The organism is Bifidobacterium phasiani (assembly GCF_019331775.1).
GTDB classification, from domain to species: Bacteria; Actinomycetota; Actinomycetes; order Actinomycetales; family Bifidobacteriaceae; genus Bifidobacterium; species Bifidobacterium phasiani.
Genome location: NZ_JAHBBD010000001.1, coordinates 249,804 through 274,997, shown reverse-complemented (window position 1 = coordinate 274,997; position 25,194 = coordinate 249,804). Strand labels below are relative to the sequence as shown.

Annotated in this window: 18 protein-coding genes; 9 read left to right on the top strand and 9 right to left on the bottom strand. The window is 71.2% G+C overall.

The annotated features are described in order from the left end of the window. Positions 1–388 precede the first annotated feature (388 nt). From KIH73_RS01270 to KIH73_RS01260, 3 genes are all read left to right on the top strand, one after another. Positions 389–1,570 (top strand): MalY/PatB family protein, encoded by a 1,182-nt coding sequence (locus KIH73_RS01270; protein ID WP_219079705.1) that lies wholly within the window; start codon positions 389–391, stop codon positions 1,568–1,570. A gap of 143 nt (positions 1,571–1,713) precedes the next feature. Further along, positions 1,714–3,105: a Na+/H+ antiporter NhaA gene (locus KIH73_RS01265; protein WP_219079703.1), complete on the top strand. Its 1,392-nt coding sequence runs from the start codon at positions 1,714–1,716 to the stop codon at positions 3,103–3,105. A gap of 269 nt (positions 3,106–3,374) precedes the next feature. After that, entirely contained in the window at positions 3,375–4,142 is a 768-nt protein-coding gene (locus tag KIH73_RS01260; protein WP_338023919.1) for an LOG family protein, read from the top strand. On the opposite strand, the gene KIH73_RS01255 is transcribed toward KIH73_RS01260, so the two are convergent. The 3 genes from KIH73_RS01255 to KIH73_RS01245 are packed head-to-tail and all read right to left on the bottom strand — an operon-like array spanning position 4,132 to position 7,784. Next, positions 4,132–4,803 carry an O-methyltransferase gene (locus KIH73_RS01255; RefSeq protein WP_219079701.1) on the bottom strand — a complete coding sequence of 224 codons (672 nt, stop codon included), beginning with the start codon at positions 4,801–4,803 and terminating at the stop codon, positions 4,132–4,134. The genes KIH73_RS01260 and KIH73_RS01255 overlap by 11 nt on opposite strands. A gap of 52 nt (positions 4,804–4,855) precedes the next feature. Next, positions 4,856–5,830, bottom strand: a complete 975-nt coding sequence (locus KIH73_RS01250; protein ID WP_219079699.1) for a succinate dehydrogenase/fumarate reductase iron-sulfur subunit — start codon at positions 5,828–5,830, stop codon at positions 4,856–4,858. Positions 5,831–5,888: 58 nt separating this feature from the next. Next, entirely contained in the window at positions 5,889–7,784 is a 1,896-nt protein-coding gene (locus KIH73_RS01245) for an FAD-binding protein (protein ID WP_219079698.1), read from the bottom strand. Positions 7,785–7,822: 38 nt separating this feature from the next. Here KIH73_RS01245 and KIH73_RS01240 point away from each other — a divergent pair, with 38 nt between their 5' ends. Beyond that, positions 7,823–8,230, top strand: a complete 408-nt coding sequence (locus KIH73_RS01240; RefSeq protein WP_219079696.1) for an MGMT family protein — start codon at positions 7,823–7,825, stop codon at positions 8,228–8,230. A gap of 252 nt (positions 8,231–8,482) precedes the next feature. On the opposite strand, the gene KIH73_RS01235 is transcribed toward KIH73_RS01240, so the two are convergent. The 4 genes from KIH73_RS01235 to KIH73_RS01220 form a co-directional block, all read right to left on the bottom strand. Next, positions 8,483–10,012, bottom strand: a complete 1,530-nt coding sequence (locus KIH73_RS01235; RefSeq protein WP_219079694.1) for a DNA-processing protein DprA — start codon at positions 10,010–10,012, stop codon at positions 8,483–8,485. A 75-nt stretch (positions 10,013–10,087) separates the two neighbouring features. Beyond that, positions 10,088–11,617: a YifB family Mg chelatase-like AAA ATPase gene (locus KIH73_RS01230; RefSeq protein ID WP_219079692.1), complete on the bottom strand. Its 1,530-nt coding sequence runs from the start codon at positions 11,615–11,617 to the stop codon at positions 10,088–10,090. Then, positions 11,617–12,057: a YraN family protein gene (locus KIH73_RS01225; protein WP_338023918.1), complete on the bottom strand. Its 441-nt coding sequence runs from the start codon at positions 12,055–12,057 to the stop codon at positions 11,617–11,619. The genes KIH73_RS01230 and KIH73_RS01225 overlap by 1 nt, the downstream gene beginning before the upstream one ends. A 278-nt stretch (positions 12,058–12,335) precedes the next feature. Continuing rightward, positions 12,336–13,208: a bifunctional hydroxymethylpyrimidine kinase/phosphomethylpyrimidine kinase gene (locus KIH73_RS01220; RefSeq protein ID WP_219079690.1), complete on the bottom strand. Its 873-nt coding sequence runs from the start codon at positions 13,206–13,208 to the stop codon at positions 12,336–12,338. Between the two features lie 350 nt (positions 13,209–13,558). Between KIH73_RS01220 and KIH73_RS01215 the strand changes: the two genes are divergently transcribed. The 3 genes from KIH73_RS01215 to KIH73_RS01205 all read left to right on the top strand — a co-directional run bounded on the left by KIH73_RS01215 (position 13,559) and on the right by KIH73_RS01205 (position 18,578). After that, positions 13,559–14,872 carry an O-acetylhomoserine aminocarboxypropyltransferase/cysteine synthase family protein gene (locus tag KIH73_RS01215; RefSeq protein ID WP_219079689.1) on the top strand — a complete coding sequence of 438 codons (1,314 nt, stop codon included), beginning with the start codon at positions 13,559–13,561 and terminating at the stop codon, positions 14,870–14,872. 192 nt (positions 14,873–15,064) lie between these two features. Continuing rightward, complete coding sequence (locus KIH73_RS01210; protein ID WP_219079688.1) at positions 15,065–15,907, top strand: ABC transporter ATP-binding protein; 843 nt, start codon at positions 15,065–15,067, stop codon at positions 15,905–15,907. Between the two features lie 49 nt (positions 15,908–15,956). Then, positions 15,957–18,578 carry an ABC transporter permease gene (locus KIH73_RS01205; RefSeq protein ID WP_219079687.1) on the top strand — a complete coding sequence of 874 codons (2,622 nt, stop codon included), beginning with the start codon at positions 15,957–15,959 and terminating at the stop codon, positions 18,576–18,578. A 227-nt stretch (positions 18,579–18,805) separates the two neighbouring features. Here KIH73_RS01205 and KIH73_RS01200 read toward each other — a convergent pair whose 3' ends face one another. Continuing rightward, positions 18,806–19,537, bottom strand: a complete 732-nt coding sequence (locus KIH73_RS01200; protein WP_219079686.1) for a response regulator — start codon at positions 19,535–19,537, stop codon at positions 18,806–18,808. A gap of 366 nt (positions 19,538–19,903) precedes the next feature. After that, positions 19,904–22,792 carry a sensor histidine kinase gene (locus KIH73_RS01195; RefSeq protein WP_219079685.1) on the bottom strand — a complete coding sequence of 963 codons (2,889 nt, stop codon included), beginning with the start codon at positions 22,790–22,792 and terminating at the stop codon, positions 19,904–19,906. Between the two features lie 196 nt (positions 22,793–22,988). Between KIH73_RS01195 and KIH73_RS01190 the strand changes: the two genes are divergently transcribed. Together KIH73_RS01190 and proC are read left to right on the top strand one after the other, a co-directional pair. Then, complete coding sequence (locus tag KIH73_RS01190; protein WP_219079684.1) at positions 22,989–24,335, top strand: alpha/beta fold hydrolase; 1,347 nt, start codon at positions 22,989–22,991, stop codon at positions 24,333–24,335. A 56-nt stretch (positions 24,336–24,391) separates the two neighbouring features. Beyond that, positions 24,392–25,180, top strand: coding sequence for a pyrroline-5-carboxylate reductase (gene proC / locus KIH73_RS01185; RefSeq protein ID WP_219079683.1), 789 nt, complete (start codon positions 24,392–24,394; stop codon positions 25,178–25,180). Positions 25,181–25,194: the final 14 nt, after the last annotated feature.

Here is a 25,194-nt window from a genome sequence, read left to right as displayed (position 1 = left end):
CGCATCCCCGTCGAACCTGTTAAACTCGCGTACAGGCCGTGAGACATCTTCGGTTATCTTCTTCACAACCAACCATGATGCCCCACGGCTCTCCCATCACACACACGAAAACCGGAAGAGCCCGTATGGCATTGTTATGGTATTCGCACATACGACGCCGGTTTGGGTCGAAAAATCCCCTTGCGACACGCCCGCCGGCGCCGCGGACTTCGGGGGATGGTCCGCGGGGAACGGCTCGACGCCGCCGAAGTGCGCAAACCATCCCCCGAAGTCCGCGGCGGCCCCCGGCGTGTCGCCTTCGGCCCGACGCCATGCGGCCGCCCGCCCGGCGGGGGTATCCTGTTAACGTTTGCGTTTCGGCTTTCAGCGAAGATACAAGGAGAACCGTATGTACGATTTCAGCACGCTGGTGGACCGCAGGGGCACGACCTCGTCGAAGTGGCATATGATCGAGCAGGACATGGGCCCGGGCAACGAGGACGTGATCGCCCTGTCCGTGGCCGACATGGAGTTCAAGCCGGCCCCGGAGATCGTCGACGCGCTGGTCCGCTCGGCCCGGAACGACATCTTCGGATACGACTACGCCACCGACGGGTACTTCGCGGCGCTGGTCGGCTGGATGCGCCGCCGCCACGGCCTCGAGGTCGACCCCGCATGGGTCAGCCTGTCCGACGGCGTGATGCCCGCGGTCAACACCGCCCTGCGCGCCGTCACCCACCCCGGCGACAGCGTCATCGTGCAGAGCCCCGCCTACCCGCCGTTCGTGGCCGCGGCGCGCAACAACGGCCTGACGCTGCTCGACAACACGCTGGTGCTCGGCGAGGACGGCCGCTACGTCATGGACTACGACGACCTGGAGGCCAAGGCCAGCGACCCGCGCTGCACCGCCATCATGCTGTGCAACCCGCACAACCCGGTCGGCCGCGTGTGGAGCGCCGACGAGCTGCGCCGCATCGGCGACATCTGCATCGAGCACGGCGTGACGATCCTCTCCGACGAGATCCACGCCGACTTCGAACACCCCGGCCACAAGGTGACGATGTTCTCGACGCTGGGGGAGCGCTACGCGATGCACTGCATGGAGTTCACCGCCCCGACCAAGACCTTCAACCTCGCCGGTCTGCTGTGCTCGAACGTGATCGTCCCGAACCCGGAGCTCAAGCGCGCCTTCGACGTGGCCGCCGAGAACATCGCCGGACTGACCGTCAGCCACTTCGGCCTGGTCGCCTGCCAGGCCGCATACGAACACGCCGAGCCCTGGCTGGACGAGCTGCTGCACGTGCTCGAGGGCAACCTCGGCGTGCTGCGCGAGTTCGCCGCGTCGCTCGACGGCGCCACGCTGATCGAGCCCGAGGGCACCTACCTGGGGTGGGTGGACCTGCGCGACCTCGGCTTCGCGGACGCGGACGAGATGCGCGCGTTCATGCGCGACAAGGCCCGCGTGTACTTCGACGAGGGGGAGATCTTCGGCGCGGCCGGCTGCGGCTTCGAACGCGTGAACCTCGCTTGCCCGCGCCCGCTGCTGGAGCGCGCGCTGGGGCAGGTCGCCGACGCCCTGGCCGCGCGCTGAACGCCCCCGAGCCCCCGGCCCGCCGCCGCGCGCCCGATCCGCGACGCTGCGGGCCGGTCCACGAGCCGGACATCCCGCCCGGCGGCCCGGCCGGTCGGTACAATGGTACGGAGTCGATGCCGGCCGAGGGAAACGGAGTGGAGATGGCGGAACGCAGCGTATGGGCAACGGTTCGTCGCATCGCAGCATCCGACCGCATCTCCGGCCTGATCATGCTCGGCTGCGCGTTCCTCGGCCTGCTGCTGGCGAACCTGCCGATGACCGCGCACCTGTTCGAGCAGGTCGCGGAGACCTCGATAGGCATACCGGGCACGAACATCGACCTGCCGATCGGCGAGTGGGCGCAGGACGGCCTGCTCACCGTCTTCTTCCTGACCGTGGGCCTGGACCTCAAGCAGGAGCTGACCACGGGCTCTCTGGCCAATCCGAAGGCCGCCGCCGTGCCGATGCTGTGCGCGGTGGGAGGCATGCTCGTGCCGCCGGCGCTGTTCCTCGCCGTCACGCAGCTGTTCTCGATGTTCGCCCCGCCCGCGCCCGGACAGGCCATGATCGCCTCGGGCGCCGCGTACCCGGCGGACGCGATCGCGCAGGGCTGGGCGATCCCCACGGCCACCGACATCGCCTTCTCGCTGGCCGTGCTCGCGCTGTTCGCCAAGGCGCTGCCCGGCTCGATCCGGGCGTTCCTGATGACGCTGGCCACGGTGGACGACCTGCTGGCGATCATCCTGATCGCCGTGTTCTTCTCGTCGCTGAACGCCTGGTACTGGTTCCTCGGCATCGCGGCGTGCGCCGTGGCCTGGGCCTGGCTGGTGCGCCTCAAGCGGGTGCCGTGGCCGGCGGTGGCCGTCGTCGGCATCCTGGCGTGGGTGATGATGTTCGAGGCCGGCGTGCACCCGACGCTCGCCGGCGTGCTGGTGGGCCTGCTGACGCCGTCGCGCGAGATCCACGGCGAGCTGTCGCCGCGCGCCGAACGCTACCGCGACAAGCTGCAGCCGTTCTCGTCGCTGCTCGCGCTGCCGGTGTTCGCGCTGTTCGCCACCGGCGTGCACTTCGAGACGCTGAGCCCGGCGCTGTTCGTCTCGCCGGTCGTCGTCGGCATCGTGGTCGCGCTCGTGGCCGGCAAGCCGCTGGGCATCATGGCCACCGCCTGGGTGACCACGCATCTGTGCGGCCTGAGCATGCCCCGCGGGCTGCGCGTGCGCGACATGTTCCCCGCGGCCTGCGCCTGCGGCATCGGGTTCACGGTGTCGCTGCTCATCGCATCGCTGGCCTATGCGGACGCCGAGCTGTCCGCGGAGAGCCGCTTCGGCGTGCTGCTCGCCTCGCTGATCGCGGCGGCCGTCTCCGGCGTGCTGCTCAGCCGTCAGTCCCGGCGCTACGAACGGGAGGCGGCGCCCGGGGCCGCGCGACCCGCCGACGACGATGCCGATGCGGAGGCGGACGACGGCGAACGGCGCGGCCGGCTGGCCGACGGCACCCTCACCGTGGTGCACCGCTTCGCCCGCCGTCCGCGCAACGGAAAGGACCGATCGTGAACGAACCCCTTGAACCCGCCGGCGATGCCGGGCGCCCGGTGACGACGCCGGAGGGCAAGGCCCGGCCGGCATCCGGCGCGCCGGACGCGCCGTGCTCGCGCGAGGCCCCGGATATGCATGGCGTGCCGGACGTGCTTGGTACGCCGGCTGCGGCGGATACGACGGACGCATGCGGCGCGTCGGATGTCCCTGACGCGTCGGCCACGTCGGACACATCGGATGCATCGGACCTGTCCGCCGTGCCGGCCGCCGGCCCGCTGGAGGACTTCGTGCCCCGGCCGACCATCGACGCCGGCGCCGGGGCCGGCGAGCTGCCGCCCTTCACGCGCACCTACCGGCAAGGTCCGGTGATCCTGCGCGGCTCGAAGATCCCGCGCAATAGCACCACCGCCAACCTGCTCCGGCCGGAGCAGTCCACCGACTGGCTGCACATGGACCCGTGGCGCGTGCTGCGCATCCAGGCGGAGTTCGTCGACGGATTCGGCGCCCTGGCCGAGCTGGGGCCGGCCGTGTCGGTGTTCGGCTCGGCCCGCGTCGCCCGCGACGACGAGGACTACCGGGCGGCCGAGCACATGGGCCGCCGCCTGGCGGAGCTGGGCTACGCCGTGATCACCGGCGGCGGGCCGGGCATCATGGAGGCCGCCAACAAGGGGGCCGCGCTGGCGGGCGGCACGTCGGTCGGGCTGGGCATCGAGCTGCCGCACGAGCAGGACATCAACGCCTGGGTGAACCTGGGCATGAGCTTCCGGTATTTCTTCGTGCGCAAGACGATGTTCGTCAAATACTCGTCCGGCGCCATCATCTGCCCGGGCGGGTTCGGCACGCTCGACGAGATGTTCGAGCTGCTGACGCTGGTGCAGACCCACAAGGTGGCGTCGACGCCGATCGCGCTGTTCGGCACCGCGTACTGGCGGGGGCTGCTCGACTGGATCGACGGCACCGTGGCGCGGCGCGGCATGATCTCGGCGCTGGACCCCGCGCTGGTGACGCTGACCGACGACCCGGACGAGGCCGTCGCCGTGGCCGTCAGCGCTTGAGCGCGACGAGCAGGCCGGTGCCGGACGGGGTGAGCGCCGTGTCGAAGCGCTCGTCGGACTGCACCACGTCGAGGAACTCGCGCATCGCCACGGCCTTGTCGCCGCGGTCGGCGGGATTCATGACGCCGCCGTTGGCGTCGGGGTCCTCGAGCGCCATCATGTCGGTGAACACGATGACGCCGTGCTCGCCGAGCAGGTGCGGGGCCTGTTCGAAGGTCGCGGCGTAGTTGCTCGCGTCGCCGGCCACGACGATCAGGTCGTAGTCGCCGGCGTTCAGACGGGGCAGGAACGTGCCCACCGGCGCGTTCACGGCGCGCAGCGTGGTCTGCGTGCGGTCGGACAGCGTCGCGAACAGCCTGCGGATGATGGCGATGCCCTGGGCCGACGAATCGACCGCGGTGAGCTGCCCCGCGCCGTTCAGGCCGTTGATGAGCTGCAGCGTCTCCACCACCGAGCCGGTGCCGACCGCGATCACCGAGGAGGCGCCGAGCATGCGCACCAGCAGCGACAGCAGTTCGGCCTGGGCCGCCGAGCCCTGCGGCACGCCGTTGCGTTCGGCGGCCTGCCGCGCCTCGTTGAGGTCGGGGGACTGCCGGGCGAACGCCCGGTCCTCGACGTATTCCCAGGTCTTGGCCAGATTCGTGTATGACGTCTTGTTCATCGTTCCTGCCTTGTCATAGGGGCGGCCGCGCTGCTGCGCGGGGCCGCGGGGGTCAGCGTTCCTTGACCTGCGCGATCAGCTGCCAGATCTCCTCGCCCACGTCGATGCCGCGCGGGCATTCGCGGCTGCAGGCGCGCACCGACTGGCACGCCGCGATGCCGTCCGCGGTGTCGATGGCGTCCAGACGCGCTTCCGTGGCGGTGTCGCGCGAATCGTTGATGAACCGGGAGGCGGTGATCAGCGCGGCCGGGCCGATGAACGCGTCGCCGCCGGCGAACACCGGGCAGCTGCCCTCGCACACGCCGCAGGCGATGCAGTTGCTCAGCATCTCGTACCTGGCGAGCTGCTCGGGGCGTTGCAGGTATTCGAACACGTCGACCTTGCCTTCGGCCGTGGTGGCCAGCACGCCGTCCGCCTGGAGATACGGCTTGAGCTTGCGGATCTGGTCGAGCATCGGGTCGATGTCGGCGATCAGATCGCGCTGCACGGGGAAGCCCGGCAGCGCGGACAGCTCGATGACGCCGAGCGATCCGTCGGCCCCGACGGCATCCTGCGCGCCGTCCGGCTCGGGTCCCTCGGCCTCGGGCGCCGGGGAACCGGCTTCGGCGGCGTCGCCGGTCCTGCGGAAGCCCTCGTCGTCGGCCGTCGCGGCCGCGCCGGGACGGCGGGCCCAATCCTTCACCGTCGCCGTGCACAGCAGCGTCGGCGTGCCGTTGATGGCGACCGCGTCGGAGCCGCACATGCCGTGCCCGCAGGAATAGCGGAACGCCAGCGTGGGGTCGACCCCGCGCTTGATCGCCAGCAGGCAGTCGAGCACCGTGTCCTGGGGGGAGGCGGGCAGCGTGTACTCCTGCACCCACTGCTTGCCGCGCGGGCGCCGCCGCGCCGCGCCGCCGCCGAACGGCGAGCTCTTCTTCGCGAAGGGGCTGCCGCCGCGGGCGCGGTCGCGCTCACGCTCCTGACGTGGCGTGAACCGATGCACGCGCAGCGTCACCGTCGTCATGCCGTTGTCGATACCGCCGCTCATTCATCCGCCTTTCCTGCTGAAACCGTCATATAGTTTGCCATATCCCGTGCCCCGCCGGTCAGTAGGTGCGCGCCTGCGGCGGCATGTCGTCGATGTGCACCGGCTGCCAGGCGATCGCGGCGTCGGCGTCGGTCATCGAATGCGCCAGGAAGCGCTCGTCGTCGCGTTCGGGGAAGTCCGTGCGGTACAGCGAGCCGCGGGACTCGCGGCGCGAACGGCAGGCGAGCAGCATCGTCCGGCCCAGCTCGGTCAGATGGCGGGCCTCCCAGATGGCGGTCAGCTCCTGGTTGAACGCCGGGCTGTCGCTGTGCGGGTGCAGCGCCGAGGCCCGGGGCGCGAGATCCGCGGCGATGGCCTCGAGCGCCTCGTCGATGCTTCGCCCGTCGCAGCGCACGGCGACGGCCTGCTCCATCGTGGTCCCCAGATCGGCCATCAGCCGGTATGCGTTGTCGTCCGTGGCGGTGTCGGCGTCGTCGGCCGGAGCGTCGTCGGCGTCGCCGGTCGGGGCGGCGGAGGCGGCCTGCGCCAGCAGCCGTTTGACCTCGGCCGTGCGGGCGTCGGCCGCGGCCTCGACGCGATCGGCGGCGTCGGTCCCGGCGTCGGCGGTTTTCTTGGCCGTGGCGGCGTCGGCGATGCGCGCCGCCAGTGCCTCGCCGGCGCGCGTGCCGAACAGGCAGGCGTCGAGCAGCGAGTTGCCGCCCAGGCGGTTCGCGCCGTGCACGGAGACGCAGGAGCACTCGCCGGCGGCGAACAGGCCGTCGACGATCCGGCGGCCGCCGTCGATCCAGCGGTACGCCTCGCCGTCGGTCGTCACGGGGATGCCGCCCATCGTGTAGTGCGCGGTCGGTTTGACCGGCACGTAGTCCTTCGTCGGGTCGAGGTCCGCGTACTTGCGGATGGTCTCGACCACCTGCGGGAGCACCTCGGCCATGTGGTCGGCGTCGATGCCGGTCATGTCCAGCCACACGCAGTCCCTGCGGCCGTCCGGATCCTTCGGGTCGGCCACGCCGCGGCCGGCGTCGGTCTCCGCGCGGATGGCGCGGCTGACCACGTCGCGCGCCGCCAGGTCGGCATGGCCCGGCGCATAGCGTTCCATGAACGCCTCGCCGTCCGCGTTGCGCAGCACGCCGCCCTCGGCGCGGGCGGCCTCCGACAGCAGGATGCCGGTGTGCGCCAGCCCGGTGGGGTGGAACTGCACGAATTCGACGTCCTCGAGCTGCAGGCCGGCGTCCAGGGCCAGCGCCATGCCGTCGCCGGTCAGGTCCCAGGAGTTCGAGGTCGTGTGGAACAGCCGGCCGGCGCCGCCGGTGGCCATCATGACGTTGCGGGCGTGCACGGCGTGGACCTCGCCGGTGTGGGTGTCGAAGGCGACCACGCCCTCGACCCGCGTGCGCCCCTCGTCGAGCACCAGGTCGGTGACGTACCATTCCTCGGCGAACTCGATGCCCTCGGCCACGCACTGCTGCCACAGCGCATGCAGGATCTGGTGGCCGACGCGGTCGGCCGCGTAGGCGGCTCGCCTGACCGGCTGCCTGCCGAAGTCGGCGGTGTGCCCGCCGAAGCGGCGCTGGGCGATGCGGCCGTCCTCGGTGCGCGAGAACACGACCCCGGAGCGCTCCAGGTTGATGACCGTGGCCGGGGCGTCCTGGGCGAGCAGCTTCGCCGCGTCCTGGTCGACCAGCCAGTCGCCGCCCTTGACCGTGTCGTAGTAGTGCCAGTGCCAGTCGTCGTGCTCGACGTTGCCCAGGCTCGCGGCGATGCCGCCCTCGGCGGAGCCGGTGTGGGAGCGCAGCGGCTGCAGTTTGGAGATCACCAGGATGCTCGGGTCGCGGCCTTCCGCCTTGGCCTGCTCGAACCGGGGGGAGCGGACCAGACCCAGCGCCGCGGACAGTCCCGCCGCGCCGGCGCCGATGATCACGGCATCATACATTGCTTCGACATGCTTCGGACTCATAGTCTTGATTCTCGCACAACGGCGGTAATAATGGAGGCATGAGTGAGTCGTTCGGGGCCGCGGCCCCGCAGGGTGCCCCTTCCGGCCGGTGCGGCGCGCGCGACCGGACCCCGTTCAGCGCCCGCGTGTATGAGGTCGTCAAGCGGATCCCGCGCGGCAAGGTGGCGACGTACGGGCAGGTGGCGGCGCTCGCCGGCAGCCCGCGCAACGCGCGGTTCGTGGGGTTCGCGCTGCACGCCAATCCCGAACCGGGGGTGATTCCCTGCCATCGCGTGGTGTTCCGCGACGGGTCCCTGGCCCCCGGGTTCGCGTTCGGCGGCGACGAGCGGCAGCGCCAGCTGCTCGAGGAGGAGGGCGTCGCGTTCGTGCCGCCGCCCGCGGGGTCCGCCAACGCCGGCGCCGACGGATGGCGCGTGGACCTGGGCCGCTGCCAGTGGCGGGCGTGAGCCGTCCCTCGCCGGTCACGCCCGACCCGTTGCCGTCGTCCGGTGCGGCTCGCCGTCATCCGGGCCGGCGCGCCGTCGTCGCCGAAGCCATGCTCGATCTTCGTTGTCGTCGTTCGGTGCGGTCCGTCGTCATCGGGGCCGCCGTGCCGTCGTCGCCGGTCACACTCGACCTGCGGCCGCCGCCGCCGAAGCCGCGCCGGCCTGCGGCTGTCGCCGGTGCGGCGCCGTCATCGGAATCGATGCCGGGACGGTTTAGCCCGAGTCGTTTTCATTGCCCGTGCGGCGCCGTCGGCGGCGCGCGATGGCGTAGCACCCGGCCTCGCAGTCGACCGCGCCGCGCAGTTCGAGTTCGGCGAGCCTGGCGAGCGTGCCGTCGATCGTGACATGCCGGTCCGGGTGCGCGGCGCCGATGGCGGCGATGATGCCGTCCGCCGTCGCCGGTGTGCGGGCGCGGCGGCAGGCGCGGACGGCGTCGAGGACGATTCGCGCGTCGGCGTCCGCACCGTCGCTGCCTGACGTGTTGCCGTTACTTGACGTGCCATCGCCGTCCGGGACATCGCCGCCTGGGACGGCGTCATCCGAGCCGGTGCCGTTCGGGCTGATGCCGTTCGGGCTGGCGTTGTTCGGATTGACGTTGCACCGGTCATCGTTGCACCGGTCGTCGCCGCACCGGCCGGCGTCGCCCGGATCGGTGCCGCCCGGCTCGGCGCGGTCCGGACCGCAGCCGCCGGGATGGGCCTCATGGCAGATCTCCGCGATGCAGTCGACGGTCGTGATGATGATGGCCTCGCCGTCGTGGACGAGCCGGTTGCACCCGGCATTGCGCGCGGCGGTGATGTCGCCGGGGACCGCATAGACGACGCGGTTGAGTTCGCCGGCGTGCCTGGCGGTGCTCAGCGCGCCCGACCGGATCCGCGCCTGCGTCACGACCACGGTGGACGCCAGCGCCGCGATCAGCCGGTTGCGCAGCAGGAACCGCCCGGCCTCGGGCACCGTGCCGGGGCACAGTTCGCTGACCAGGGCCCCGCCCCGTTCCCCGATCGTCTCGAACAGCCGCTGGTTGCTGCGTGGCCCGGCATGGTCGAGTCCGCCGGCGAACACGGCCACGGTGGCGCCCGCCCCGCCATGCCCTACGTCGCCGGCGCCCGCGGACAGCGCGCCCCAGTGCGCCGCGGCGTCGACGCCCATCGCCCCTCCCGAGACGACCAGATGGCCGTCCTGCGCGGCCTGCGCCGCCAGATCGCGTGCGATGCGGATGCCGTATTCGTCCGCCGCGCGCGAACCGACGATGGCGATCGGCCGCGGGCAGCCGACGAGCGCCCCGGGAGCGCCGCGACCCCACAGGCACAACGGCGGCGCCCAGTCGGCATGCGTGGCCAGGTCGTCGAGCTGATGGGGCCAGCAGGGGCTGTGCGGCGCGATGATCCACTGCTCGCCGTCCCGGCAGAGCCACGCTGCCAGCGAGCCCATGTCGGCCGACGGCAATCGCCGGACCCGGTGCAGCCACCGTTCGAGCGCATGATGGAAGGACGCCATGGCCTTGGGGCTCACCGTGCGGCCCCAGCGCGCGGCGCCGGCGGCGAACAGCCGGTCGGCCTCGACGCTTCGGCCGGTCGTGTCGCGCGCCATCGCGAAGAGCAGCCGCAGCGCGTCATCGGCGTCGCCGACGCCCATGAGCAGGGCGTGCATGCGCGCGTCGGACCCGTCGCACAGGAACGCCAGCGCGGCCCGGGCCACGGTGTCGCCGTCCGGGACCGGTGCGGGGGAGTGGGTGGTGGTCATCGTCGCTCCTTGGGTGTGGCCGGCGGCGCCGGCATCGGATGGATATGGGATATCGGATGGGCGGCGGAACATGGCTCAGGCCACCCGGGTGCGCAGGGCGATGCCGCACAGCATGTCCTCGCGGCCGGGCGAGTCGCGGCCGTCCAGGTCGGCCAGAGTCCAGGCCAGCCGCAGCGCGCGGTCGGCGCCGCGCAGGCTGAGCCGCTCCCGGGCCAGCGCCCGGTTGACGATCGCCAGGGCGGCGGGCGCGGTGTGCTCGCGCAGCCACTGGCCGGAGGCCTGCGCGTTGCAGTCCCAGCCGTGCCCGGCGAACCGCTCCTGCGCCGCGCCCCGCGCCTCGATGACCCGCAGCCGGACGTCGCGGCTGGTCTGCCGCGCGCCCAGGTCCCCGGAGGGGATGGCGGCGACGGGCGGCACCTCCACCTGGATGTCGATGCGGTCGAGGATGGGTCCGGAGAGCCGGGAGAAATAGCGGACGCGGTCGCGTTCCCGGCAGGTGCAGCGCTCGCCGGTGCCGTAGCTCAGCCCGCACGGGCACGGGTTCGCCGCCATGACGAGCTGGAAACGCGCCGGATAGTAGGTCGTGCCGCGCGAGCGCGACAGCGCGACGAACCCCGATTCCAACGGCTCGCGCAGCGTCTGCAGCGCCCGGGCGGAGAACTCGGGCGCCTCGTCCATGAACAACAGCCCCCGATGCGCGCGCGAGACGGCGCCCGGCTGGGCGATGCCCGACCCGCCGCCGACCAGCGCGGCCGTCGACGCCGTGTGGTGCGGCGCCTCGAAGGGCGGGACGTCGCTGATGCCGTACTGGGGCAGGATGCCGCACAGGGATCGGATCGAGGCGACCTCCAGCTGCTCGGCCTCGTTCAGCGGGCACATGATGCCGGGCATGCGGGAGGCGAGCATCGTCTTGCCCGACCCCGGAGGGCCGACCAGCAGCAGGTGGTGGCCTCCGGCCGCGGCGATCTGCATCGCGCGCTTGGCATGGTCCTGGCCCACGACGTCGCCGATGTCGCCCAGCGGCGGCGGGGCGGCGGCCTCGGTCGGGACCGGGGCGTGCGCCGCCGGCCGGTCGGGCGGCGCGAACCGCGCGTGCCCGCCCATCATGTCGATCAGCTCGCCCACGTGCCGCAGAGCGACGATGTCCGGGCCGCCGACCAGCCGGGCCTCGTCCAGGTTGGCGTGGGGCACGTACACCCGGCGGATGCCGCGCTCGCGGGCGTGCAACACGATCGGCAGCACGCCGTTGACCGGCAGCACCGTGCCGTCCAGGTTGAGCTCGCCGAGCACGACCGCGTCCCTGAGGCAGTCGTGCGGGATCGCGCCCGCCGCGCTCAGCACCGACGCGGCGATGGCCAGATCGTGCGACGAGCCGCGCTTGGGCATCGACGCGGGGGAGAGATTGACCGTCACCCGCGTCTGCGGCCAGGAGAACCCGCACGCCTGGCAGGCGGACCTGACCCGCTCGCGCGCCTCCGACAACGAGGCGTCCGGCAATCCGATGATCGAGAAATACGGCAGGCCGGGGGAGATGAACGCCTGCACCTGGACGGTGAACGCCTTCAACCCGATGAGCCCGACCGACAGCGCCTCGCCGATGGCCATCAGAACGCCTCCGGGATATGGTGCAGGCGGACCACGCCGCCGTGCACGAGGATCGAGACCACGTCGAAGCGCACGCCGCGGTGGGCCAGGCGGTGCTCCGGCAGCAGCAGCCACTGCGCGCCGGCCCGCCGCAGGCAGGCCCGCTTGCGCGGGTCCACGGCCTCCTGCGGCGGCCCGCAGCGCAGCGAGCGGCGCGTCTTGACCTCCACGAACGCGACGACCCGCTCCGGGGTCGCCGCCACGATGTCCAGCTCGCCGTAGCGGCTGCGCCAGTTGCGGTCGAGGATCCGCCAGCCTTGCCGTTCCAGCCATGCGGCGGCGTAGCGTTCCCCCAAGGTCCCCAGTTCCTTGGGACGCAACGCGCCGTCGCGCATGCGCCGCGCCATGGCGGCCAAAGACTCAGGCCCGCGACCCGCGCCCGGCGGGTCGGTGCCGATCATGATTCCAGATGCTGCGTCCATGCATCCCAGTGCACCAGAGCCGGGCGGTCCGCGGCCAGCGGGTGCGGCGTTGTGGACGCAGAGAAACGGTTCCGGCGTGTTGTGGACAAGTCCGAGGCGCCGTTGGACGCGACCGGATCCCCGGCATATCGGCCGTCGCCGGACGACCGGGCGTGCGGATGCGACGAGGGGCGCGCGACCCGTCACGGATCGCGCGCCCCTCGCAGGTGCCGGACGGCCCGCGCCGCCCGAAGACGCCGGGCCGCCGGCCGCGGCTGTCAGCCGACCAGCGCGGTCATCGCGCCCAGGTTGAGTTCGAAGCTCACGCCGCGCTCCTCGAAATCGGGCTGGTCGCGCGTGCTGACCATCGAATCGCGCACGAACTCGCCGGCGATGTACGCGGCCTCGGACAGGCCCTTGCCCGCCATCACCGCGCCGCACAGCGCGGAGGCGAACGCGTCGCCTGTGCCGTGGATCATGTACGGCAGCTTCTCGTGCGCGTGCTCCTGGCGGTTCTCGGCGCCGGTCTCGGCGCTGGCCACGTAGTTGCGCAGCTTGCCGTCGCCGCGGTCGATGCCCTTGAGCACCACGTTCTTCGCGCCGAGCGCAAGCAGCGCGTCCAGCCAGTCCGTCACCTGCTCGTCGTCGAGGTTCTGGCCCGGGTAGTCGCGGCCGGTCAGGATGCTCGCCTCGGTCAGGTTCGGCATGAGCACGTCGGCGCCGTCGGCCAGGGCGCCCATCGCCCGGCACAGCTCGTCCGTGTACGTCGGGTACATCTGGCCGCCGTCGCCCATGACCGGGTCGACCAGGCGCAGCGCGTCCGGGTACTCGCGGTACAGGCGCTGGATCAGGGCCACCTGGTCGGCCGAGCCCAGGAAGCCGCTGTAGACGCCGTCCAGCGCCACGCCGATCCTGCCCCAGGCGTCGAGATAGTCGTTGAGGATATCCGTGGTGTCGTGGAAGGTGAACACCGGGTACTTGGTGTGCGAGGAGAACAGGCCGGTCGGCACCGGGCACACGTCGCAGCCGGCGGCCGAGAGGATCGGGATCGCGGCGGTCAGCGAGCACTTGCCATAGCCGCACATGTCGTGGACCGCGGCGACGCGCGGGATGTAGTGCGGATCGCGGTCGTACAGTTTCACATCGCTCATAGTTCCTCGATTCGTCAGAGCGTTTTTGTGCCGTCCCAGATGACAATACCCGTCCGGCAGACAAGCGCGCCCCGCGCTCCGGCTCCCGGACCCCCATTGTCCGCATATCGGACAACACGGTGGTATCGCCCCGGCGTGTCGCGCGGTCGCGGCGCGGCCGGCGACCCGCACGCGCGCCCCCGCCGCCGTTGCGGCGCCGCGCCCCGCTAAGCCGTTATAACCAACGGCGATAGCGCGGGGCTTGCCGGCGCCGGCGCCGCGCGCCTAGAGTCGCCACCAGCGCAACCGCAGCAACCCCTGAAGGTCACGCAACGAACCACGAACACCCCACCACGCCAAGGAGAACGACCATGACCGCGACCGACCGCCACTACCGATTCGAAACCCAGCAGCTGCACGTCGGGCAGGAGCAGCCCGACCCCGCCACCGACGCCCGCGCGGTGCCGATCTACGCCACCACCAGCTACGTGTTCCGCGACTTCGACCACGCCGAGGCCCGGTTCGGGCTCGCCGATCCAGGCAACATCTACGGCCGCCTGACCAACAGCACGCAGGACGTGCTCGAACGCCGCATCGCCGCCCTCGAAGGCGGCACCGCGGCGCTCGCCGTGGCCTCCGGCGCCGCGGCCGTCGAATACGCGGTGCGCAACATCACCCAGCAGGGCGACCACATCGTGGCGTCGAAGAACATCTACGGCGGCACCTACAACCTGCTGCGGCACACCCTGCCGCGCGACGGGGTGACCACCACCTTCGTCGACGTCGACGACCTCGACGCCGTGGAGGCCGCCATCACCGAGACCACCAAGCTCGTCTTCTTCGAGACCTTCGGCAACCCCAACGCCGACCTGCCCGACTTCGAGGCGCTCGCCGAAATCGCGCACCGCCACCGGCTGCCGGTCGTCGTCGACAACACCTTCGCCACCCCCTACCTGTTCCGCCCGCTGGAGCACGGCGCGGACGTCGTCGTCGAATCGGCCACCAAGTTCATCGGCGGCCACGGCACCACGCTCGGCGGCGTCATCGTCGAGGGCGGGAGCTTCGACTGGTCCGCGGTGCCGGGCAGGTTCCCTACGCTCACCGAGCCGGACCCCTCCTACCACGGCCTGCGCTTCCACGAGGCGCTCGGCCCGGTCGCGTTCGTGACCCGCATCCGGGCGGTCCTGTTGCGCGACACGGGCGCGACGCTCTCGCCCTTCGCCGCGTTCCTGCTGCTGCAGGGCGTGGAGACGCTGAGCCTGCGCGTCGAACGGCACGTGAGCAACGCGCTCAGGGTCGTCGAATACCTCAGGGGCGTGCCGGAGGTCGCCTCGGTCTCGCATCCCAGCATCGAGGGGCGGGCCGACCACGAGCGTTACCTGAAGTACTTCCCGAACGGCGGCGGCTCGATCTTCACCTTCGACATCCGCGGCGGCCGCGACGCGGCCCGCACGTTCATCGACAACCTGCACCTGTTCAGCCTGCTGGCCAACGTGGCCGACGCGAAGAGCCTGGTCATCCACCCCGCGTCGACCACGCACTCGCAGGAGACCGCCGAGGAGCTCGAGGCGCAGGGGATCCACCCGGGCACCATCCGCCTGTCGATCGGCCTTGAGCACATCGACGACATCATCGCCGACCTGGACGGCGCGTTCGCGGCGGTGCGCGCGCGGCACGGCGCCTAGCCGCGGCCTCGGGACGGGCCGCGTCCGCCGGCCGGTCCCGCCCATCCGACAACGCGAGGGGCCGTCATCCGCAAGGATGACGGCCCCTCGCCGCGTCCGCCCGGCGCACGATGGGACGCGCGGCGCCCCGCCGATAGGTTGGGGGTAACAGCCGGGAAAGGGTTCCGGCGCCAAGGATTCACGAGGTGCGAGATGACCACTGCAATCGAAGCGATCGGGCTAGTCAAGGACTACGGACGGGGCGAGGGCGCCGTGCACGCGCTGCGCGGCGTCGACGTGGCGTTCGAGCAGGGCCGGTTCACCGCGATCATGGGACCGTCGGGCTCGGGCAAGTCCACGCTGATGCACACGCTCGCCGGGCTGGACTCCGCCACCCGCGGCCGCATCATGTTCGACGGCGCCGACATCACCGCCATGAACGACAACCAGCTGACGATGCTGCGCCGCACCAGCATCGGGTTCATCTTCCAAAGCTTCAACCTGCTGCCGATGTTCACCGCCGAGCAGAACATCCTCATGCCGCTCACGCTCGCCGGTGCCAAGCCCGACCGCGAGTGGTTCGACCTGCTCGTCGCCACGCTGGGCCTGCGCCAGCGGCTCGACCACCGGCCCAACGAGCTGTCCGGCGGCCAGCAGCAGCGCGTCGCCATCGCGCGTGCGCTGATCGCCAAGCCGCGCCTGGTGTTCGCCGACGAACCCACCGGCAACCTCGACTCGGTCTCCAGCGCCGAGGTGCTCAGCTTCCTCAAGCGCTCCGTCAAGGAGCTCGGACAGACCATCATCATGGTCACGCACGACGCGGTCGCCGCCTCCTACGCGGACCGCGCCATCGTGTTCGCCGACGGCCGCATCGTGGCCGACGAGCCGGACCCCACCGCCGAACGCATGAACCAGCTGCTCATGCAGGAGCGCGAACGCGCCACGCTGCAGGCCGCGTCGCCGCAGGGCGTCCAGGGCATCGTGCCGCTGCCCGCCGGCAAGACGGCCCGCGCCGCCTCGCACACGGCCCCGGCCGGCGCCCGCCACCGCCGGTGACCCGAGGCGACAACCAACCGGATATCACGCGTAACCCTAAGGACTTCCCATGTGGTCGATAACACTCAAGCTCATGAAGAAAAGCGCGAAGATGCTGGTGCCCGCGGGCATCGCGATCCTGATCGGCACGATGTTCATCGCCAGCACGCTGCTGTTCGGCAACACGCTGGACCACTCGATGCGCCAGCAGATCTCCGCGTCGTACGGCGACGCGAACTACGCGGTGGTGGCCTCCGACGACGACGCCCCCGCCTACGGGATCACCGTGGGCGACCTCAACCTCGACCGGGTGCGCCGGGTCGAGGGCGTCCGGGGCGTGCGCCCCGACGTCACCGTCGGCATCGAGGTCACCAGCGGCGACACGCACTCGACCGGCATCGTCATCGCGAACGCCGAGCCGTCCTCGCTGATGCCGGTGGACCTCGCCGAAGGCGCGTGGCCGGCCTCGGACGGCGACATCGTGATCCCGCGGTCGACGGCGCAGCGCCTCGGCGTAGGCGTCGGCGACACGGTGAGCGCCGCATACACCGGCGAGGGCGATGCGCTCGACCTGACCGTCAGCGGCCTGAGCCTCGACCCGGGCGGCGCCTACGCCTACTACGGCGGCGCCTCCGTGGTCAGCGAGGACACGCTGGTCAGGCTGCTCGGCCTGCCCGCCGACACCGGATTCGACGACGTCAACTGCCAGGCGCTGTACCTCGACATCGCCGCGCCGGCCGGCAAAACCGACGAGCAGGTCATCGACGAGGTCAACGCCCTGCTGCCCGCGCACTTCGAGGCGATGAACCGCGCCGCCACCGAGGACAGGCAGCTCGAACGGCTGGGTGGCGGCCAGACCAACATGATGACCACGTTCATGCTCGTGTTCGGCGTGCTCGCCATGTTCGTCGCCGCGCTCGTGATCGCCAATACCTTCCAGGTGCTCGTCGCGCAGCGCCGCCGCACGCTCGCCCTGCTGCGCACCATCGGCGCGAAGAAGGGCCAGCTGTACCGCTCCGTCATCCTCGAGGCGCTGCTGCTCGGGCTGTTCTCCTCGCTGGTCGCGGTCGGCGCGTCCATCGGCATCATGCAGATCCTGGGCGTGGCCGGCGTCGAGCTCTCCGGCATCCAGTTCCGGACCATCGTCACGCCGCAGGTGGTGCTCGTGCCGGTCGCGTTCGGCGCCGTCGTCACGATGCTGGCCTCGCTGGGCTCGGCGCGCGCCGCCACCGCGGTGACCCCGCTCGAGGCGCTGCAGCCGTTGGAGATCAGCGAGGCGAGGAAGTCCGGCACGGCCCGGCTGGTGGTCAGCCTGCTGCTGATCGTCGCCGGCGCGCTGGTCACCGCGTTCACCGTGGCCGACACCTGGCGGTACGTGCACAACCAGAGCTCGGTGACCGAGCAGTCGGCGTCGCTGGTGCTGCTGGCCGCGATGGGCGGCGTCATGGTGTTCTTCCTCGGCCTGCTGCTGTGCGCGAACCGCTGGGTCCCGCTGCTGCTGCGAGGCGTCGGCGCGCTGGTCGCCCACATCGGGCCGGCCTCGACGATCGCCACGGCGAACATCCAGAAGAACCCGCGGCGCGTCGCCGCCACCAGCACCGCGCTGCTCATCGGCGTCGCCCTGGTCGCCACGCTGGGCACCGGCGCGGCCAGCGCCCGGCAGACGCTCGCCGACGAGCTCGACTCGCGCTACAGCGTCGACATCCAGATCTCCGGCGAGAGCGTGGACGGCGGCGTGCTGGACAAGGTGCGTGGCATCGCCGGCATCGAGGACGCCGAGCTGGTCGCCTCGAACAACGCGGTGCGCCACGTCGACGAGGGCTACGGCAACATCCAGGTCTATGCACTGACCGCCGAGCAGGGCCGCCGCGTCATGAACGGCGACGCGATCGACGGGCTGTCCGCGGACCGGCTGCTGGTGCCGGACTCGCTCGCGGGCGACGGCGACGGCTATTGGCTGCAGGACGGCGAGAGGCTCGACCTCGAGTTCAAGACGACCTACGACGACCAGGGGAACGTCACGGGCGGCACGCCGCTCGACCTGACCGTGCAGGCCGCGGCGTTCCGCGGCGTGAGCACCGCCTACGGCCTGTACGGCCTGGTGCCCCCGGAGACGCTGGAGCACGCCGGCATCACGGCGGACTCCTATGAGGTGTGGGCCAAGACCGACGGCACCGTCACGCCCGCCGACGTGATCGACGACATCCAGACCGCGCTCGGCTCGTATTCGGGCATCTCGGTCGGCGGCTCGATCGCCGAGCGCGTCTCGTGGGACGGAATGGTCAACATGCTGTTGATGGTGCTGGTGGCGCTGCTCGCCGTGGCCGTGGTCATCGCGCTGATCGGCGTGGCGAACACGCTGTCGCTGTCGGTGATCGAACGCACCCGCGAATCCGCCACGCTGCGCGCCATCGGCATGACGCGCGGGCAGCTGCGCCGGTCGCTGGCCATCGAGGCGCTGCTCATCTCGATCGTCAGCGGCGTGGTCGGCGTGATCGCCGGCACGGCGTTCGGCTGGATCGGGTCCTACATCGTGTTCTCGGGCAGCTTCGGAACGGTGGCGTTCCCGATCGACTGGGCGACCATCGGCGCGATCATGGCCATCGCGATCGTCTCGGCCCTGCTGGCGAGCGTGTTCCCGGCGCGCCGGGCGGTGAGGACGCCTCCGGTGGAGGCCCTGGCCGAGGCCTGACGGACGGGCCGGTTCACGGGATCGCCCGGATCGATCCCGTGAACCGGCCCTCATGTGCGCTTGTGTGCGGATGACGACAACAGCCGCGGAATTCCAACGATACGGAATTCCGCGGCTGTTCGTTTGCTGTGCGGTTCGGTTCACAGGATCGTCGCGCTCGATCCTGTGAACCGGCGATTGGCGGTCGGCGACCGCCGGGCTTCCCGACGGCCCCGGCCGGAAGGCCGTCAGACCAGATGGTTGTCGTAGGCGAACACCACGGCCTGCACGCGGTCGCGGGCGTTGATCTTCGCCAGGATGTGCGCCACATGCGTCTTGACCGTCGGCAGGCTGATGAACAGCTTGTCCGCGATCTCCTGGTTGCTCAGGCCGTGGGCGATCTCGATCAGCACCTCGCGCTCGCGGTCGGTCAGGTCGTCCAGCTCCGGATCGGTGTACGGCGCCGGCGCGGGGGCGGGGACCGCGGCGGGACGGGGCTTGGTGTAGCCGTCCTCCATCATCTTCTCGATGAGCCGCTTGGTCGCGGACGGGGCGATGATCGCGTTGCCCTGGTACACGGTGCGGATCGAGCTGAGCAGCGTCTCCGGCTCGGTGTCCTTGAGCAGGAACCCCGAGGCGCCGGCGTTGATCGCGGCCATCACGTACTCGTCCAGGTCGAAGGTGGTCAGGATGATCACGCGGGTGGTGTGCGCGTCGTCCGGGGCGCCGTGCACCGCTCCGGACGATTCCGGCGCGGTGATGCGCCGCGTCGCCTCGATGCCGTCCATGCCGGGCATACGCACGTCCATCAGCACCACGTCGGGGTGCAGGCTCTCCGCGAGGCGTACGGCATCCGCCCCGTCCCGGGCCTGGCCGACGACCTGCATGTCCTGCTGCGAGCCGATGACCATGGCGAACCCCGCCCGGACCAGCTCCTGATCGTCCGCGATGATGACGCGGATTCGTTGCGTTGCACTCATGGGCACCACTTTAGCCATACGCCGGCGCGAGGTGCGGCAGACATCCGCCGGACATTTGCGAATCTTGTAAGGACTGCGACGGCAACGGCGACGCGGCATGGGGCCGTTTGCCTGACCGGCTAGGGGCCTGCCCGGACACACTGTGCATATGGGGTACGGGCACGAATCGTGCTGTTAGGGCAGTGAGTCTGCTTAGACACAATGTGTATGTATGTGGGGGCGGATTGAAAACCGTGTTGCCGGGACAATGGGAATGATCAGACACAATGTGTATGTGGGGGCGGTTGAAGACCGCGTTACCGGGGCGATGGGTATGTTCGGACACAATGTGTATGCGGGGAGGTGATTAACGAGCTCGCTGTCGGGTCAGCGGGCGCGCTCGGACACGGCCCGGAACTGCTCGTCCAGCGAGGCGGCGGGGGCCAGACGCATCCCCTCGCCCTCGTGCCGGTCGTCGCTGAAGCCCGTCTCGCGCAGCACCCGCAGCAGCTGCCGCATATGCGCCAGCGCCTCGCGCCCCTGACGGCCGATCGCCTCGAACGAGGCGACGATGTCGTGCGGGGACGGCGTCTCGCCTCGAGCCTCGCAGTCGTCCATCATCCCCAGGCCCTTCGCCGCCTGGTCGATCACGCTGGTGAGCGTCGTGGTCACCTCGGTCTGGATGCTGGCGCTGATCCGGTCGCGCTCCATGTTCGCCGCGAGCACGCGCTGCTTCTCCTGCTCGGCCTTGAGCGCCTCCTCGCGTGCCTGCAGGATCAGCGCGTTCGCCCCGCGGGCCCGGCTCCACCGGCCGTAGCCGATGGCCGCGCAGCACATCAGGAAGACCATCGTCGCGATGATGGCGGTCACGATCACGTTCGCCACATACGGCAGGTCGAACGACGCCGGGGCGTCCAGCGCCGCCGCGTACAGCGTGACGTACCCGTTCGTGCTCGCCACGAGCTTGGCGCCGAACAGCATGGAGCACACGGCGCAGGCCGCGCCGAGCCAGATCCACGCGCGGGGCCGCCCGTACGCCGAGGCCGAGTACAGGATGTACAGCACGATCATGTTGGCGAACGGGACCCCGGGCAGGAACACGAGCTCGAGGGCGCAGAACACGGCCAGGAACGCGGCGCATCCCTCCGGGAACCGCCGGCGGAGCGCGACGGGCGAGAGCACCAGGACGTCGGTGAGCACCTCCAGCGCCCGGCTGCCGGCGGACGAGTCGCTGATGAAGTCCGCGGAGGCGAACAGATCGGTGTTCGACAGCAGGATGAGCAGCACGGCCGTGACCACGTCCATCAGCATGTAATGCCGTTCGGTCCACTGCGAGAGCCGTTCGATCCAGTTGAACCGCTCGCCGCCGGCCGAGTCGGCCTGGTCGATCGGCCTGGAGCGCAGCGCGCCGGCCAGCTCCCTCAGCGACGGCGGGGAGATATGGTCCGGCAGCTGGAATTGCGGTAGAGCGAACAGCGGTCCCGCATGCCCGCGCGATCCGTTGCGCCGCCGCTCGCCGTCGGGAGCCGTTCCGGGGCCTGCCGCCGGTGCGGCGAGGGAGGCGCCGCTCGTGAACCCGGGGGAGCCGGGCGTCGTGGCGGATGCCGGCGCCGCGGCGGACGACGCTGCAGGTACCCTGGCGGGGCGGTCCGCCGGCGAACGGCCGGATACCGGCGTCGACGCGTTCGGCAATGGTGCGTTCGACACCGACGTGTTCGGCACCGGCGAGGCCGCTGTCACCGAATACGATGCCGCGGCCGCCGGTACCTTGGACGTTGCGCCGCCGGTGCCTCGCCATGCCGCGGCCGTGTCCGCCGCCGGCGCACCGGCCATGCCCGCCGTCGTTCCGTGAGGTGCGGCAGGCGCCGCATCTGCCGCCGCGCCTTCCGCCGCCGTTGCGCGGCGCGCGGCGGGCGCCGGGGCCGCCACCGTGCCTTGCGCCGCGTGCGTGGTCGCGGCGCGCCTGCCGTCGCCGGCCGCCGTCTCGGCGTGGTACGGCACATACGCCTGCACCGCGTAGCCGCCGCCGATCGCCGGCCCCGCGGACACCGACCCGCCGACCGCCTCGATGCGTTCCCTCATGCCCAGCAGGCCGTAGCCGGGCTTGTGGCCGTCCATGCCCGACGAGGCGCCGCGGCCGTTGTCGCGTATGCCGATCGCGACGCCGTCCGCGCCCCACTGCTCGTCGATGTCGACGACGACCCGGGGCCCGGCGTACTTGCGCACGTTCGTCAGCGCCTCCTGCACCACGCGGTACAGCGCCACGCTGGCCTCGCCGCCCAGACGGTCGGGCAGCGGCGTGCCGGTGACGTGCCTCCGGAACGTGCAGTCGGGCGAGGCCTGGCGGGCCTGCGCGACCAGCGCCTCGATGTCCGCGTAGTCCGCGTGCGCCGACCCGCCGAACACCCCCAGCAGGCGCTTCATGTCGTGCAGGGCGCGCTCCGACTCGTGGCGGATCGTCTCCATCGTGCTGCGCGCGACGGCCGGATTGTTGGCGCCGGCGTAGCGCCCGCCGTCGGACTGGATGATGATGATGGACAGTGTGTGCGCCACCACGTCGTGCATGTCTCGGGCGATGCGCGCCCGCTCGGCCAGCGCGGCGATGCGCCGCTCCTCGTCCTGCCGGGCGGCGATGGCCTCGTTGCGCTCGCGCATCATGCGGACCGTGGCCTGCCGGGCGCGCTGCCAGTACGCGAGCACGATGGTCGCGGCCAGGGTGACCGCCACCATCAGCGTCATCTCGGCGGTGTTGGTCATCAGAATCGAGGCGCAGTCGCCCGTCATCCCGCTGTCATACACCGTGGCGCATGTGCCGTAGTACATCTCGCGGTAGCCGGTCCAGGCCCGGCCGAACGCCGGGCCCACGTCCACGGCCCAGGTGATCGCCATCGAGGCGAACAGGCCGAACGCGGCGATGAGCACGATGAACGGCTTGGTGTTGCGCGGATCGCCGTACACGATCACCGAATACACCATGAGCAGCGAGAACGCGTCGCTGAACAGCATCGCGGGGCCGACGACCAGATGCAGGGCCACCAGGGCCGCGAAGGCCAGCGCCGCGGCCTGCGGGCGCCACCGCCGGAACGCGAGCGGCACCAGCAGCAGGGCCGACCAGGCGACCTGCCAGCTGCTGTCGTAGGAGAACAGGACGCCGGGGGTGTCGCCGGTGTAGCTGGCGATGCCGACGACGAAGAACGCGATCAGCAGCGTGCCGGCGACGTCGACGAGCAGCACGTTGCGGCCGAGCCATGCCGAGAAGCGTCCGAACCTGTTCATGAGGCAAGGCTAGCGCCTGCCGTGCCTCGCCCGCCATCCTGCCCGGGGATGACATCGTGTGCCGCGGCCCGGCAGGCGGGCCGCGCGGCATGTCGTGGTACGGTACGCGATCCGGCGCGACGCTCCGGCCCCCGGACATGTCCCCGCGTCCCGCTGTGATGGAGTGACGAACTGCGACGACGGAAGGAAGTGCGCGATGACGCTGCTGACGCAATACTACGTGCCGGGCCTGCACATCGAGGACCGGTCGGTCCGTGTGCCGCTCGACTGGGCCGGGAACACCCCGGGGGAGGGGTTCTCCGGCGAGTCGATCAGCCTGTTCTACCGCGTCGTCACCGCGCCGGAGCACGTGCACGACGACCTGCCGCTGCTGGTGTTCCTCCAGGGCGGCCCCGGAGGCTCCGGCCCCCGCCCGCTCGGCCCGTCCAGCGACGGCTGGATCGAGGAGGCGGTGCGGCACTTCCGCGTCGTGCTGCCCGACCAGCGCGGCACCGGGCGCTCGAACCGCATCGACACGCATACGATGGCGCGCATGGCCGACGCCGGGGCCCGGGCGCAGGCCGACTACCTCAAGCGCTTCCTCGCCGACTCGATCGTCCGCGACTTCGAACACCTGCGCCGCACCGAGTTCGGCGGCGCGCGCTGGGTCACGCTCGGGCAGAGCTACGGCGGGTTCCTGACCCTGACCTACCTGTCGCTGTTCCCGCAGGGCGTGACCGCCAGCTTCACCACCGGCGGCATCCCGCACGTCCCCGCCGACGCGACCGAGGTGTACGAGCACACCTTCCCGCGCATGGCCATGAAGACCCGGCAGTACTACGAGCGATACCCGCTCGACGTCGAGCGGGTGGCCGCCGTGGCCGACCGGCTCGCCGCCGCACCCGAGACGCTGCCCAACGGCGACCCGCTGACCGTCGAGCGCCTCCAGTGCCTCGGCTCCGACTTCGGTATGAAGCCCAGCTTCGAACGGATGCACTGGCTGATGGACGCCGCGTTCCTGGACGGCGACGGCTCGGCCGACGCCGGCTCGCCCTTAAGCGACGAGTTCCTGTCGTCGGTGATGACGGCCACCGCGTCGCGCCCGCTGTACTGGCCGCTGCAGGAGTTCATCTACGCGAACGGCGAGCTGGACGAGCCGATCCGCTGGGCCGCGCAGCGCGTGCGCGACCGCCACCCCGAATTCGGCGGCGACCGCCGGCCGCTGCTGTTCACCGGCGAGGCGATGTTCCCGTGGATGTACGAGCAGCAGTCCGCGCTGCGTCCGTTCAGGGCGGCCATGGACGTGCTGATGGAGGACACGCGCTTCGGCCGCATCTACGACGAGCGGCGGCTGGCCGCCAACGAGGTGCCGCTGCAGGCCGCCGTCTACTACGACGACATGTACGTGGACTCGGGGCTGCAGCTGGACACGCTCAGCCGCGTGGGGCGCTCGCGCTACTGGGTCACCAACGAGTTCGAGCACGACGGGCTGCACGGCTCGCTGGTGTTCCGGCACCTGTACGAGGAGGCGCTGAACCGCGGCGACCTCGAGGAACTGTTCTGACGGCCGGTCTAGAATCGGGCGCACGGAAACCGGGCGGTAACGGATAAGGAGGCGACATGCCATTGCAGGATGTGACGGTGGGATTCATCGGCTTCGGCAACATGGGCCGGGGCGTGGCGCGCGGACTGGTGAACGGGGGCGTGATCGGCGCGGGCAACGTCATCGCGTTCGACATCGACCGCGACCGGCTCATGCACGACACGACGAGGCTGGGCGCGCGCGCGGCCGCGGACGCCGCCGAGGTCGTCGCGGAAAGCGACGTCGTGGTCGTCGCGGTCAAGCCGAACCTCGTGGCCGAGGTGCTTCGCCCGCTCGCCGACGCGCTGGACCGCGTCATCGTCGTGTCCATCGCCTGGGGCATGTGGAACGAGCAGCTGGAGGCTGTGATCCCCGGCACCCGTCACATCTCGGTCATCCCGAACCTGCCGATCGGCGTCGGGCACGGTGTGCTGGTCATGGAGGACGCCCACACGCTCGAATACGAGGACGTGGCCGTGGTCCGAGGGCTGTTCGAGCCGATCGCCATGCTGGAGAGCGTGGACACGGCGCATATGTCGGCGGCGGGCATCGTGACCAGCTGCGCGCCGGCCTTCACCGCGATGTACGTGGAGGCGCTCGCCGACGCGGGCGTGAGGTACGGGCTGAAGCGTGACGCGGCGTACCGGCTCGCCGCCAAGATGGTGGAGGGCACCGGCTCGCAGATCATCGAGGAGGGCGTGACGCCGGCCGCGCTCAAGGACGCCGTGTGCTCACCGGGCGGCGCCACGATCAAGGGTGTCGTCGCGCTGGAGCACTCCGGCTTCCGCGCCGCCGCCATCAGCGCGATCGAGGCCGTGCAGGGCTGAAGGTAGGCTGGGAA